The following is a 12,716-nucleotide window of genomic DNA, read 5'->3' as shown; positions in this document are numbered from 1 at the left end:
GTCTTTATTATCCATTTCTTCTCTCTCACACAATCTGTTATGATAGAGGTAAGAAGGTTTACGATGGAGGAGTTTGGATCATGCCTCGTTTTAATGATGCGCAGTTAGAGTCGATACGGGAAGAACGTAAAGAGCAAATTATGAAAGCCGCTATGAAGGTATTTGCGGAGAATGGAATTAAGTTGACGAAAATTAGCATGATTGCCAAAGAGGCAGGAATTAGCCATGGTCTTGTTTATCATTATTTCCAATCAAAAGAAGAGGTACTATTTGAGAGTTTAGAATGGTCAGTTGCATTAGGAGAGTCTCAAGCATTCTTAGAAAAACTGAAACAAGAAGAACGAACGCCCGTTCAAAAGATACATAAATTTACTACCTTTGCACTGACTTCAGGATCAAATCATGTTTTTCGTGTGATTCAACATTTAGAACATAGTGAAAATGTACCTCAGCATATCCTTGCTGTATATAAAAATATTGGGCAAATGTATATTGAATTCTTTCTCCCTATCTTTATCGAGGGACAGCAATTAGGAGAAATCATGGCAGGGGACCCTGAAGAATTAGTTGGATTATTCTTAACGGTCATCTCAGGTATTATGGCAGATGACCCTGATTGGTGGAAGGATAACATTGATGAGAAAGTATCTATTCTATTGCGTATGATTACCTCAAGATAAGCAAATAAAAAAGCGTAAGGCATTACAGAGAGAAAAAATCCTGAAATTCAGGATTTTTATTTTTTTTGACATGTATTTTGAGAAATGGTTATAAAAATAAAAGGGGGAATGAATTTATCAAAGGAATAGGGAATAAATTGACAAAATGATTAGGCATCTAGTATTATTGACTGAATGAATCAATCAATAATTAAATTTAACATATAAACTATTCCTTGAATAAATTGCCCAAATTATTTTTTTAATTAAATATTGACTGATTAAGTCAATCATTAGGAGGTATTGTATGAACGAGACAGTTATTTATGTTCGAAATCTAAAAAAAGCCTATCGTAATCAGCAAGTACTAGATGGTTTGAGTTTTGATGTAAGGCGTGGTTCTATTTTTGCGTTATTAGGTGAAAATGGGGCTGGTAAAACAACGACGGTTCGCATTTTATCAACATTAATTCAAGCAGATGACGGGGTAGCAATGATTGCTGGTTATGATACGAAAACCGAAGCTAATCATGTGAGACGGAAGATAAGTTTAACTGGACAGTATGCAGCGGTAGACGAGTTATTAACAGGTGAAGAGAACTTAGCGATGATGGGCAGGCTCAATCACCTAGATAAAGAACTTATAGCGAAAAGGACAGAAGAACTGCTGGAGACCTTTGAGCTCACGAAAGCAGCTCGTAAGAAAGTAAAAACTTACTCTGGAGGGATGCGGCGTAGACTTGATATTGCTATCAGTCTGCTTGCTGCACCAGAAGTGATATTTTTGGATGAACCGACAACTGGTTTGGACCCACGTAGCCGACGAAAGATGTGGGATATGATTAAATTACTTGCCAATCAAGGCGTGACAATTTTTCTAACGACACAATATTTAGAAGAGGCTGATCAGCTGGCAGATAAGATTGCTATTATTGCTGAAGGGAAAATCATCAAAGAAGGAACGGCCGAAGAACTAAAGGAAGTCATTGGAGAGGAGACATTAGAGTTAACCTTTGCCGATACAAGTGGGTACCATGAAGCACAGAATTATATGTCAGGTGAAGTAGATGAGGAAGCGAGAAAGATTTCGATACCTATACGCTCAGTGAGACAACTAAGAGAGTTGCTGAATGATCTATATGTAAAAGGAATTGAACCAGACGCGATTGTTATACGACAGCCTACACTGGATGATGTTTTTATTAAAATGACGGAGCATAATAAAGTGGAGGTGTTAGTAAATGGGTGATGCAAAGTGGATATGGGCATTAAGAGACGGTTTAACGATGTCAAAGCGAAGTCTTATGCATATTTTTCGTGACGTGGAATCATTATTAATGGCAATTGCCTTACCGGTTTCCATCATGTTGCTATTTGTCTATGTCTTTGGTGGGGCAATCCAAACAGGGACTGATTATGTAAATTACGTTGTTCCAGGGGTTATAATTACTTGTGCAGGGTTTGGCAGTTCTTTAATATCCGTTAGCGTGACAAAGGATATGAGTGGAGGCTTATTCGAGCGATTTCGCAGTATGCCCCTTCAACCTTCTTCTTTATTAGTAGGCCATGTTGTTGGAGGATATCTTCGTAATATGATTGCTACATTAGCAGTTTTTATCGTAGCTCTTCTGATTGGTTTTCGTCCAGAGGCTGGGTTGTTAGAGTGGCTTGGCGTTTTAGGGATATTAACGCTCTACATGATTTCGATTAACTGGTTATTTGTCGTCTTAGGTTTACTAACGAAAAATGTTGAAACAGCTGGTGCATTCACTTTCCCAATGTTATTCCTACCCTATTTAAGTAGTGCCTTTGTCCCGACAAATACAATGCCTGCATGGCTAGATGCCTTTTCCAAACATCAACCAATGACTCCATTAATTGAGGCACTAAGAGGGCTGTTAATTGGTACACCAATTGATTATAATCTTTGGTTAACGATTCTTTGGTTTAGTGGATTGTTAGTGCTCTCCTATATAGCAGCAACTCTTTTATTTCGGAGACGGAAAAATGAGTAGAGTAAGTCTCGGTGGTTTGACGAAGCGCCTTCTTAACAATGCCTATGATATTGATGATGTAAATCTACAAGTTCAATTTTAATAGATTAGGAGGGGGGAAAGCCCTCTCCTCTTTTCATACCCTTCTCCCAGGATAAAACCGCGCCTCCTCCACCATTTTATTCTCCTTCGCCGTCACCTCAGATGGTGTCAATTTAAAAACCATCGTATAACTCCCTAAAGAAGATTGGTATTTTTCCACATGAGTTTGAGCCAGTTTTTTATCGTAGTATCCGGGGACGTATTTATCGAGCATGCCTTGCATAGCGGCGGTGGCTTCTGTTATGTCGGTTACGGCTTGGAGTTGCCCGAAAAGCATAACGCTCATATAGGCAGTGTCCGTTTTCGCCGGAATCGGGCTAACCATTGTACCGTAATCTTCTGCGATGGTGAAACAGCAATGAGGGTTCTCGCGGATTATTTCAATTTTTCTGCCGGCAGCAGCACCGTGAAAATAGAGCGATCCGTTCATCCAGGTATAGTTTAACGGAACGACGTAAGGATGATCACCATCAGTTAATCCCAGATAGCCTGTACGTGTATTACTTATTAGTTGTTCAATTAGGGCCTGATCTGTGCACGCTAATTTTTGATTGCGAATTTCATATAACATTTCCATCCCATCCTTCTTTGTAAATGTTAAAATAATCGTAAGAAAAATCTGTATTTAAGAAAAGTGCCAGAAAGGGAAAGTTTCTTGGGGACAGTTGGGGGTTATGTGGGATGGAAATCACACCATTTATTCACAGGGGAAAAACGATACCACTTTATAGTCAGCTTTATCATTGGATGAAGACAGAAATTGAAGAGGGACGGCTATTGCCGGGAACAAAGGTGCCATCGATTAGGCAACTGACCCATCACTTGCAGATTAGTAGAAATACTGTGGACGCAGCGTATCAGCAGTTACAAGCAGAAGGATATCTTGAGAGTATACCTCGCAGTGGGATTTGGGTGGCAGAAATAGAGGAACGACTCTCGCAATCTTCAGAAGAGGTATCACCAGCAATAATTGAAAGGAAGTCATCATCTAAGACGATGATTGACTTTGAATATGGAAACATCGATGTAGAAAAATTCCCTTTTAAAAGTTGGAAAAAATCTCTCTCTCATGCCATCGAAGAGGAAGGACAGACGTTATCTCAGTATAGCGATAAGCAAGGAGAATGGTTATTACGGCAAGAGATTGCCACCTATTTATTGCAATCAAGAGGAGTTCATACGAGACCAGAGCAGATTTTGATTACGAGTGGCACACAATCAGCAGTAGAGATTATTTGCCGACTTTTGAAACTGCAGGGAAAAGAGGTGGCGATAGAAGAGCCGGGCTATAGTGGGGTGCGTACCGTCTTTGTTGATCAAGGCTGTGAGATGGTCCCTGTGCCGCTCGAGAAAGATGGTTTATCTATCTATCATCTACAGAAAAGTAAGGCAAAAGCCGTTTATGTGACCCCTTCTCACCAATTTCCGTTTGGGATGATTCTTCCAGTCGGTAAAAGAACGCAAATGCTTAACTGGGCTTATCAATCAGCTGGTTATATTATCGAGGATGATTATGACGGGGAGTTTCGTTATCAAGGTCAGCCTATCCCCTCGCTCAAATCGCTAGATGAAGAAGAAAAAGTCATCTACTTAGGAACTTTTTCAAAATCATTTCTCCCTTCCATGCGCATGAGCTTTATCGTTTTTCCACCTTCATTAATGAAGCAGTACGGACAGATGTTTCCTGATTATAATCAGCCAGTTTCACCAATGATACAAGTAGCTATGGCTAAGTTTATGCATGCAGGTGATTTTGAACGGCATATTCGGAGAATGAGAAAAACATATCAGAGAAAACATCAAACACTATTAAATAGTATTGAGCAACATTTAGGCAATAAAGTAAAAATTATTGGGGAAAAATCGGGCTTACATATCCTCCTAGAATTACAAGGGCATGCAGCACCACAAGTGATTGAAAAAGGGTTAAAAAAAGGTGTAAAAGTTTACACCCCTTCACGTTTTTGGCTATATCCAATTAGCGACAGCCAAAGGTATATCATGCTTGGGTTTGGTGGACTATCCATTGAGGAAATTGAAGAGGGAATTGCGCTTTTAGCTAGTTGCATATAAACGAAAGTGATCCCACTTTAAAAGTGGGATCACCATTCCTATTATTTTTTAACAACAGGAATCCACATTTCACCGTATACTGTACCGTTGTCCTCACTCATTTCCACTGTTGTGTTTGGTCCGCCAACATAGGCATAGTCAGTCATTTCTACTAATGCTTGACCAAAGGCCACAGCTGTTAGTTGATTACTTAATTCTTGAGCGGAGTCAGCTTTCCCTTCGACAACGAGGTAGGGTCCTTTAGGAAATTGGATAATTCTCGTTGCATCAGGTAATGTCTTTTCAGTCATCACGCCTGCATAATGCATCATTTTGTTATTGACCGCTTCGTTGACTGCGAAAATATAATTATTGTCTGCCACGGATTGAAGCTGCTCAAGTGTGCCATCCTTTTTCACAGTTTCCCAGAAATCGCTTTTCTGTTGATTGATGCTTTCTTGGTCTCTATAGTCCGCTACAATTTCAATTCCAAAGCCTAATACGACGAAACCTTCTTTTTCTTGTAATGAATAATTAGCCATTTTTATCGTCCTTCTTTCTTGAAATTTGACCAAATGATTGGTGTTTTCATTTGATGAGTTTATAATAACTTTAAATCATGTCAAAAAATGATACTGTTTAGGAGACTGAGATGAAAAAGGTTGAAAGAATTAATGTCATGATGCGATACATTAATAATCGTGCCCATTTTACGATTTCAGAAATCATGCAGGAATTTCAAATCTCTCGGTCAACAGCGATACGAGATATACGCGAGATCGAAAGTATGGGTGTCCCTCTTGTTGCGGAAGTGGGAAGAGACGGTGGTTATGCTGTCATGAAAAACGCTGTACTTCCCTCTGTTCGCTTCACTGATAACGAGTTAAAAGCACTATTTATAGCCTTTATGGCAACGAGAAACTTGCAATTACCTTATTTAAAGAGTCGCCAATCGTTAGCTGAAAAATTACTCGGTCTGATTTCAGAAGCCCAACAAGATGATCTCGTGCTTTTAAATAAGATTCTCTTATTTGAAGGAACGAACCCTTATAATCCTGAACTCTTAGAACTATCCGATTTACCTCACCCGATGTTAGAAAAACTGATTCAATTGATACTAACAGACCGTTATATGACCCTTTCTATTAACGATGTGGACTATCCTATTTATCTTATGCACCTTTACCGTGAGAAAAACATCTGGTGGGTGGAAGGCTTTGATATAAGCGAAGAAAAGAAAAGGCTGATAGCAGTCGATCATTTGACCGAAGTGAACGTCTTTCATACGAAAAAAAGATTAAGCAGAAACAGCATGCTAAAAAAGATGGCTGAACATCATGTGAAAGACAATATCGTCATGAAACTTGGACCAAAAGCCATTGCTCAATATAAAAAGTATCATCCTTTCAATGTGGCCCTTACCTATACAGACCCCTATCAAACAACAGCTATAGCAAAAATATATGTCACCATGGAGAAACGAGATCAACTAGAGGAAATAGCCAGTTGGTTGCTCTTTCTTGGTGAGGATGTAGAATTGGTGGAGGTGCCGAGAGAGGTTTATACAGCTTTAGAAGAGAGGCTCTATAAATTTCAGAAGAGAAAGAAAAGCCAATAAAAACGCCAACCCAGCAATAAGCTAGATTGGCGTTGCGTTATGCGTATGATGTTTTTCGCCAAAAAGCCCCTTTGTCACAAGAGCTAATCGGTGGGAAAACTTCTTCGGTTTCTAGTTGGATTTTCTTTTCCTCGCCGGTTGGACTAGGTGTACGCGTCCCATCTGTATAACCATCCCATTCGTAGTAAGCATGAGCAGTGGAACGTTGACCTGTTTTAAATCTCTCTCCAATTGCCATAAATCTTACCTCCTTTAGGGGTGTTTGTCTCTATTTACCCGCGTTTATACAGGCTAAACCAGAAGCAAGTCCAACTTTATTTTGAGGTCTTTTTTCGGAAACCCTCAAAAAGAAAAAGCCAGTAAGCGCAAGGCTTCTGACACAGTATGATTTTTAACCATTTCGATGGAAGTATTACTTGTTCAAGGTCCTCATCCATTTTGCTTAACGTATCTTTTCCGCGTTTTGTTGGTAGAACCCCGTAATGAAAAAACATGTAATCCATGCAGTGGTTGTAACGATTATAGCTAGAAATAACCCCATAGCCTGCATGAAAATATCCTCTCCTTGATAGGATGGCTCAAGAGTGATGTAAAAAAAAGTAAATAAAACGGTTAATCCCATGTAAAAACTACTTCCAATAGTAGCTAACTTTAATCTATCCCCTTTTGAGCCATGCCAGGCTTTATTTACTGATGCCCATAAATAGATGCTTGTGCATACAGCTAAAACCATAAAAATTAAGTGAACATAGGGAATGACAAAATAGCCCACAATATAAAGAGCCAGAATGGTAGCAGAAAATAGGACTGTATTCATGAAGAATAGGAGAATCCCAGCTCCCCAATATGATTGGAACCATGGCGTCTTTTTTAAAAGGTGCACGAATGGATTCCCCTTGCCAAGTTGAGAGAGGATGGGGTTTTTAAAGAATATAATAACTAACATGATGAGTGAACCAACAAATAATATTAAAGACATTATAACCCTCCATAATAAAATTATTTCATATATAGGATACAATGTAATTTATTGAAAAACAATAAAAATTTATCGATATACTCAAGTTCCTCGTATGGTAAATTTGACTGAGGAAGAGGAGATGTGAATGATGAAACTCATAGGTAGTCATATTTATTTAGCAAGTCCCCAATTGAAAGAATTTCCTTATGTTTGGAATATGCTTAATGATAAGGATGCACGAAAGTATACGGGAGGCATTCCTCAAATAAGTTATGCGGAAAGAGAGTTATTATATGCTGAGCAATGTCAGACCTTTGGTGAAAACGGAAATTGGGAGTTTTCTATTTATTCTAAGGAAAACAATGATTATATGGGCTATGCAGGTTTTACTTTTGACGATGTCAATAAAAGATACTACCTCATGTATGGATTAGACAGGCAATATTGGGGAAAAGGTTATGCGACAGACGCAATCACCTTACTTCTAGCATTTGCAAATAAAAAATTAAATATTTCTACTATTTATGCGAGTGTTCATCCTGAGAACGCTTCGTCTATCCATTTGTTAAAGAAATTTTCATTTGCAAAAAGGGATAACGAAGATCTTTATATTCTGAGTAGTTAAAGTTACAGGAAATAAAAGAGGTTAGCTGTTTTTTATTTTCATAAAAGAAGAGATATAATAAAACAAATATGATACAAAAGGAGAGGCGATAAGAATGCCAGAAAGACATGTGTCAGGCTGGAATTTGCAAAATAGTTATAAGAAGCTGTCTCCCGGTCTTTTTACAGAAACAAAACCACAGCGAGCAAGTGGTCCAGAGATGGTGCAATGGAATAAAGAAGTAGCTGAAAGTTTAGGGATTAATAAAGAGTGGTTACAGAGTGAAGAGGGCATTAAGGTGTTAGCCGGAAACCAATTGCCAGAGGGCAGTGAGCCGATTGCACAAAGCTATGCAGGACATCAGTTTGGTCATTTTAATCGGCTAGGTGATGGGCGCGCCATACTTTTAGGGGAACAGTTGGCGGTAAACGGTGATCGCGTTGATATTCAGTTGAAAGGTGCCGGCAGAACACCGTATTCTCGAGGTGGGGATGGGCGTGCGGCGCTTGGACCGATGTTGAGGGAGTATCTCATCAGTGAAGCGATGCATGGTTTGGGCATTCCAACAACGAGGAGCTTAGCTGTAGTCGAAACGGGTGATGATATTGCACGCGAAACTTTATTACCAGGGGCCATTTTGACACGAGTGGCGGCGAGTCACATTCGTGTAGGCACTTTTCAATTTGCAGCTACCTTCACGAAACCGGAAGAATTGCAGGCGTTAGCTGATTATACCATTGAGCGTCATTATCCTGAGCTTTTAAAAGAAGACCATCCATACGTGGCCTTGTTGCGCAAAGTGATCGAAGTTCAGGCAGGGTTGATTGCTAAATGGCAAGCGGTCGGTTTTATTCACGGTGTCATGAACACGGATAATATGACGATCTCTGGGGAAACGATTGATTATGGACCATGTGCCTTTATGGATACGTATGACCCAGCAACGGTATTCAGCTCCATTGATGTTCAAGGTCGTTATGCATATGGGAACCAACCATATATGGCTGGTTGGAACTTGGCGCGCTTCGCAGAGTCACTGATTCCCTTATTACATGATGAAACCGAGGAAGCGGTGAAAATTGCGCAAGAGAAAATCGGCGAATACAATCGTATCTATATTCATAAGTGGACCGGAGAAATGAGGGCCAAACTCGGTCTGTTTACAGCAGAAGAATCAGATAAGGCTCTTATTCATGATTTACTCGAAATCATGAAGGAGCAAGGCACGGATTATACGAACACATTCATCGCCCTGACCGATCGAACATTAGATCAGCCAGCGTTCAAAGAGTGGATAGTTCGTTGGCAAGAGCGGTTAAAGAGACAGGAAGCTTCAGAAGCGGAAGTGGAACAGTTAATGAAAAATCATAACCCAGCTGTTATTCCACGAAATTATTATGTTGAAAAAGCATTAACTGCAGCGGTGAACAAAGGGGATTATCATTTATTTGAGGAGCTATTAGCGGTGCTCGCTCATCCATATGCGCATACGGCAGAGCAGGAGAAGTATAAAGAGGTGCCGGTACAGGATGATAATTATCAAACATATTGCGGGACGTAAAAGAAGCGGGGGCGTGACCCTTGCTTTTTTTTTTACGCATGTTTATGGGGATTTTTGTGGCGATTGCAAAATTGATCGGATACGGCGAGAAACCGAACGGGTCAAAAACCTGTAGAAGTAGGGAAAACTGGTTGGATTAAGCAGGAAACGCGTCAAAAAACGAAGTCAGTAGGAAAAATTGAATGGCTTAAGCAGGAAACGCGTCAAAAACCCGTAGCAGAAGAAAAACCTGATAGGATTAGGCAGGAAACGCGTCAAAAAACGGTGTCAGTAGAAAAAATTGATTGGATTAAGCAAGAAACGCATCAAAAAACGGAGTCAGTAGAAAAACCTGATAGGATTAGGCAGGAAACGCGTCAAAAAACGGAAGCAGTAGGAAAACCTGATAGGATTAAGCAGGAAACGCGTCAAAAAACGGAGACAGTAGGAAAACCTGATAGGATTAAGCAGTAAACGCGTCAAAAAACGGAGACAGTAGGAAAACCTGATTGGATTAAGCAAGAAACGCGTCAAAAAACGGAGACAGTAGGAAAACCTGATAGGATTAAGCAAGAAACGCGTCAAAAAACGGAGTCAGTAGAAAAAACAGATAGGATTAAGCAAGAAACGAGTCAAAAATCGGAGTCAGTAGAAAAAACAGATAGGATTAAGCAAAAAACGAGTCAAAAACCCGCGTCAGTAGCAAAAATTGCTTGAATCAGCAGTGAAACAGAAGTAACAGCCATAGGCAATTGCAGTCAACCACCTACCACAAAAAAACACACGAACCTACAGCCCGTGTGTTTGCTAACCTAGTTCTTCTCCATCACCGCAAAATAATTCCCTTCGTTATCGGCAAAGTTGAATACTTTACCAAAAGGCATTTCAACGAGCTCGCCTACTGTGACTTCTTTATTCTTGTATGTTTGGTAGAGCTTTTCAATGTCAGTTGTATAAAACATTAGAGATGGTGTCCCAAGGTTTAATTCAGGGCTCATCTTTGCCACGGTTTGTTTATCTTGAAGGACAATGGTTGTTTCTGTTTGTTCGGACGAAGCAACCTCATACCATTTAAAATCCCCTTCGTCATTTTCCGCGATCAGTTTGAAGCCGATTTTTTCTATCCAAAATTGCAAGCTTGTTTGTTGGTCGTTGACGTATAACATGATTTGTCCTAGTGATAGGGTCAAAATAATTGCCTCCTTTATCTTGTCGCTTGACTATCCATATATATGACTTCCCACGTATGTCCATCAAGATCTTGAAAGCCCATTTGATACATAAATCCAAAGTCTTTTGCTTCAGATGCCAATCTACCACCAGCATCTAGCGCTTTTTTAATGATTTCATTGACTTGGTTTCTACTTTCAGCAGCAAAGGATGTAATGACCTCAATTTGGTCATTGGAATCAATGATGTTTTTGGCGGTAAAGTTTTTAAACTGTCCCTCTGTCATCAGCATGGAAAAAGTATGTTCATTGATGACCATACATGCGGCGTCATCGTTCGTGAAATCGTCGTTGAAAGTAAACCCAATTTGTTTAAAAAAGTCCATTGACTTCTTTAGGTCTTTCACAGGTAAATTAATAAATGTCATCTTAGGTTGAAAGGACATTTCTTGTCACCTTCTCTTTCATAGTTAATGGTAAGACTGATTTCACGTTAATTATAGAGACATGCTATGAGGTAGTCAATTTTAATTTAGAATATTCTGTAAAAAGAACATACTTCATTCCTTCTTATCATTCTTCATAACAGAGATACACCCCTTTTTATAATTCTAGGAGGGGTGTATTAACTCGTTACATTTGCTTTTTTAATGCAATAACAATCTTTGTACCTTGATGCTGTTCACTAGTCAGATAAACGGTGCCACCGTGGGCTGTAATGATATCTCTCGCAATCGCCATTCCAAGCCCAGTACCTTGTGCTTTTGTATTAGTGCCACGGTAGTATCGGTCAAAAATTTGCTCTAGGTCGTCGGGAGCGATGCCGTTTCCATTATCCTCAATGATTAGTTTTCCAGCTTCTAGACGAATATCTACCTCAACGTCTGATGCATTATGCAGAAGGGCATTGTGAATAAAATTCAATAGAGCTCGTTTCATTAAATGCTGGTCGATGGACCAAATGAGTGCCGGATCATCACTTTCAAAATTGATATGATAGCCGTCATAACGAGGATCATTCAGGATGTCTATAACCATTTCCCGCGTAAATCGTTCTGCCTTTATTTCTTGTATGTGCAAAGGTAATTCTTGGTTGCGTAATCGCAGTGTTAGGTTAAAGTCATCTAGTAGTTCTTTCATATAAAGAGATTGCCGCTCAATGACTTCTGCGTACTCCTGTCTCTCCGCGTGGGAAACTTGCTCCTCATTTAATAACTCGGCATAGCCGCGAATGGAGGCAAGCGGTGTTTTTAAATCATGGGAAACATTACTTATCCATTCGTTACGCATATTTTCGAGTTTTTTACGTTCTTCCTCATGCGCTTGAAGGGTAGTGGAAACCTCATTCAGATTGGCAAACACAGGTTTATAAATACCTGCTCGTTTCGTCTTTTGAACAGTGAAATTTCGTGCTTTAAGTTGAGAAATGCGTTCAATCATATAATGAACAGGCTTGGTCAGTATTGTGCTAAAGAGTAGCCCAACAATAGCTGCGATAATCAAATCAACAATCGTTATGGCAATGATTGCTTTGAAGACATACGTAATGACTGAAGTGGTATCCATCATAAAAGTAACGCGCTCCTCTTTACTTTGGGGGACACCAATGATGTAACTATATTCTTCGAATTCTCCGAGGAAATACGTATTAAAATGATCGTCCATATACTTATATTTATGTACAAGTTCTACAGGGCTATAATGATTTGCAACTCCATCAGGTGCAAATTTAGAGGAAATCACCTCTCCATTTTGATTTAAAATTTGCAGCCACGCACCGAATGATTCTAGCGCCTCTACTCCTTCAGCTGAAAGAGTTGGTTGTTTATCTTCTATTGTTAAATAGTTAGAAAAAGAACGGGTGAATCGTTCGGCTGAACCACTTTCTACTTGATCAATGCCTTGTTGTTGCTGATAAATAAGCAAACCAATTAAAACCATTGTATTAACAATGATGACGATGAAAACGATGCTTAAAATTGAGAATAAATACCTACCAGTTAATTTCCATTTCATT

General features: G+C 39.5%; 15 protein-coding genes. 8 read left to right on the top strand and 7 right to left on the bottom strand.

Features of this window, described 5'->3' with window-relative positions; genetic code table 11:
- Nucleotides 1-80: 80 nt before the first annotated feature.
- The 3 genes from MKX67_RS22815 to MKX67_RS22805 all read left to right on the top strand — a co-directional run bounded on the left by MKX67_RS22815 (nucleotide 81) and on the right by MKX67_RS22805 (nucleotide 2,674).
- Nucleotides 81-680, top strand: a complete 600-nt coding sequence (locus tag MKX67_RS22815) for a TetR/AcrR family transcriptional regulator (RefSeq protein WP_224936956.1) — start codon at nucleotides 81-83, stop codon at nucleotides 678-680.
- Nucleotides 681-966: 286 nt separating this feature from the next.
- Nucleotides 967-1,908: an ATP-binding cassette domain-containing protein gene (locus MKX67_RS22810; RefSeq protein WP_341052625.1), complete on the top strand. Its 942-nt coding sequence runs from the start codon at nucleotides 967-969 to the stop codon at nucleotides 1,906-1,908.
- Nucleotides 1,901-2,674 carry an ABC transporter permease gene (locus MKX67_RS22805; RefSeq protein WP_251162435.1) on the top strand — a complete coding sequence of 258 codons (774 nt, stop codon included), beginning with the start codon at nucleotides 1,901-1,903 and terminating at the stop codon, nucleotides 2,672-2,674. Before MKX67_RS22810 ends, MKX67_RS22805 begins: the two co-directional genes overlap by 8 nt.
- Nucleotides 2,675-2,789: 115 nt before the next feature.
- Here the strand turns inward: MKX67_RS22805 and MKX67_RS22800 are convergent, their stop codons facing one another.
- On the bottom strand, nucleotides 2,790-3,326 hold the full coding sequence (locus MKX67_RS22800) for a pyridoxamine 5'-phosphate oxidase family protein (protein ID WP_342488788.1): 537 nt from the start codon (nucleotides 3,324-3,326) through the stop codon (nucleotides 2,790-2,792).
- Nucleotides 3,327-3,436: 110 nt separating this feature from the next.
- On the opposite strand from MKX67_RS22800, the gene MKX67_RS22795 reads away from it, so the two are divergent.
- Nucleotides 3,437-4,828, top strand: coding sequence for a PLP-dependent aminotransferase family protein (locus tag MKX67_RS22795; protein ID WP_307319533.1), 1,392 nt, complete (start codon nucleotides 3,437-3,439; stop codon nucleotides 4,826-4,828).
- Nucleotides 4,829-4,869: 41 nt separating this feature from the next.
- Here MKX67_RS22795 and MKX67_RS22790 read toward each other — a convergent pair whose 3' ends face one another.
- Nucleotides 4,870-5,349, bottom strand: a complete 480-nt coding sequence (locus MKX67_RS22790; protein ID WP_289435023.1) for a GyrI-like domain-containing protein — start codon at nucleotides 5,347-5,349, stop codon at nucleotides 4,870-4,872.
- A gap of 110 nt (nucleotides 5,350-5,459) precedes the next feature.
- Between MKX67_RS22790 and MKX67_RS22785 the strand changes: the two genes are divergently transcribed.
- Nucleotides 5,460-6,425, top strand: a complete 966-nt coding sequence (locus tag MKX67_RS22785) for an HTH domain-containing protein (protein ID WP_307319535.1) — start codon at nucleotides 5,460-5,462, stop codon at nucleotides 6,423-6,425.
- A gap of 37 nt (nucleotides 6,426-6,462) precedes the next feature.
- Here MKX67_RS22785 and MKX67_RS22780 read toward each other — a convergent pair whose 3' ends face one another.
- Entirely contained in the window at nucleotides 6,463-6,663 is a 201-nt protein-coding gene (locus MKX67_RS22780; protein ID WP_095371392.1) for a YjzC family protein, read from the bottom strand.
- A 204-nt stretch (nucleotides 6,664-6,867) separates the two neighbouring features.
- Nucleotides 6,868-7,404: a hypothetical protein gene (locus MKX67_RS22775; protein ID WP_307319538.1), complete on the bottom strand. Its 537-nt coding sequence runs from the start codon at nucleotides 7,402-7,404 to the stop codon at nucleotides 6,868-6,870.
- Nucleotides 7,405-7,531: 127 nt separating this feature from the next.
- On the opposite strand from MKX67_RS22775, the gene MKX67_RS22770 reads away from it, so the two are divergent.
- From MKX67_RS22770 to MKX67_RS22760, 3 genes are all read left to right on the top strand, one after another.
- On the top strand, nucleotides 7,532-8,011 hold the full coding sequence (locus MKX67_RS22770; RefSeq protein ID WP_307319541.1) for a GNAT family protein: 480 nt from the start codon (nucleotides 7,532-7,534) through the stop codon (nucleotides 8,009-8,011).
- A gap of 94 nt (nucleotides 8,012-8,105) precedes the next feature.
- Nucleotides 8,106-9,551 carry a YdiU family protein gene (locus MKX67_RS22765; RefSeq protein WP_342488787.1) on the top strand — a complete coding sequence of 482 codons (1,446 nt, stop codon included), beginning with the start codon at nucleotides 8,106-8,108 and terminating at the stop codon, nucleotides 9,549-9,551.
- Between the two features lie 264 nt (nucleotides 9,552-9,815).
- The gene (locus tag MKX67_RS22760) at nucleotides 9,816-10,004 is read left to right on the top strand and encodes a hypothetical protein (protein ID WP_340977022.1); all 189 of its coding nucleotides are present in this window, start codon (nucleotides 9,816-9,818) and stop codon (nucleotides 10,002-10,004) included.
- A gap of 338 nt (nucleotides 10,005-10,342) precedes the next feature.
- Here MKX67_RS22760 and MKX67_RS22755 read toward each other — a convergent pair whose 3' ends face one another.
- From MKX67_RS22755 to MKX67_RS22745, 3 genes are all read right to left on the bottom strand, one after another.
- On the bottom strand, nucleotides 10,343-10,720 hold the full coding sequence (locus MKX67_RS22755; protein WP_328198320.1) for a VOC family protein: 378 nt from the start codon (nucleotides 10,718-10,720) through the stop codon (nucleotides 10,343-10,345).
- A 14-nt stretch (nucleotides 10,721-10,734) separates the two neighbouring features.
- Complete coding sequence (locus MKX67_RS22750) at nucleotides 10,735-11,145, bottom strand: VOC family protein (protein WP_307316299.1); 411 nt, start codon at nucleotides 11,143-11,145, stop codon at nucleotides 10,735-10,737.
- Between the two features lie 187 nt (nucleotides 11,146-11,332).
- Nucleotides 11,333-12,715, bottom strand: a complete 1,383-nt coding sequence (locus MKX67_RS22745) for a HAMP domain-containing sensor histidine kinase (protein WP_342488786.1) — start codon at nucleotides 12,713-12,715, stop codon at nucleotides 11,333-11,335.
- Nucleotide 12,716: the final 1 nt, after the last annotated feature.

Origin of the sequence: Cytobacillus sp. FSL W7-1323 (assembly GCF_038595015.1) — a bacterium.
GTDB classification, from domain to species: domain Bacteria; phylum Bacillota; class Bacilli; order Bacillales; family Cytobacillaceae; genus Cytobacillus; species Cytobacillus kochii.
This window is presented reverse-complemented; position numbering and strand designations above follow the sequence as displayed.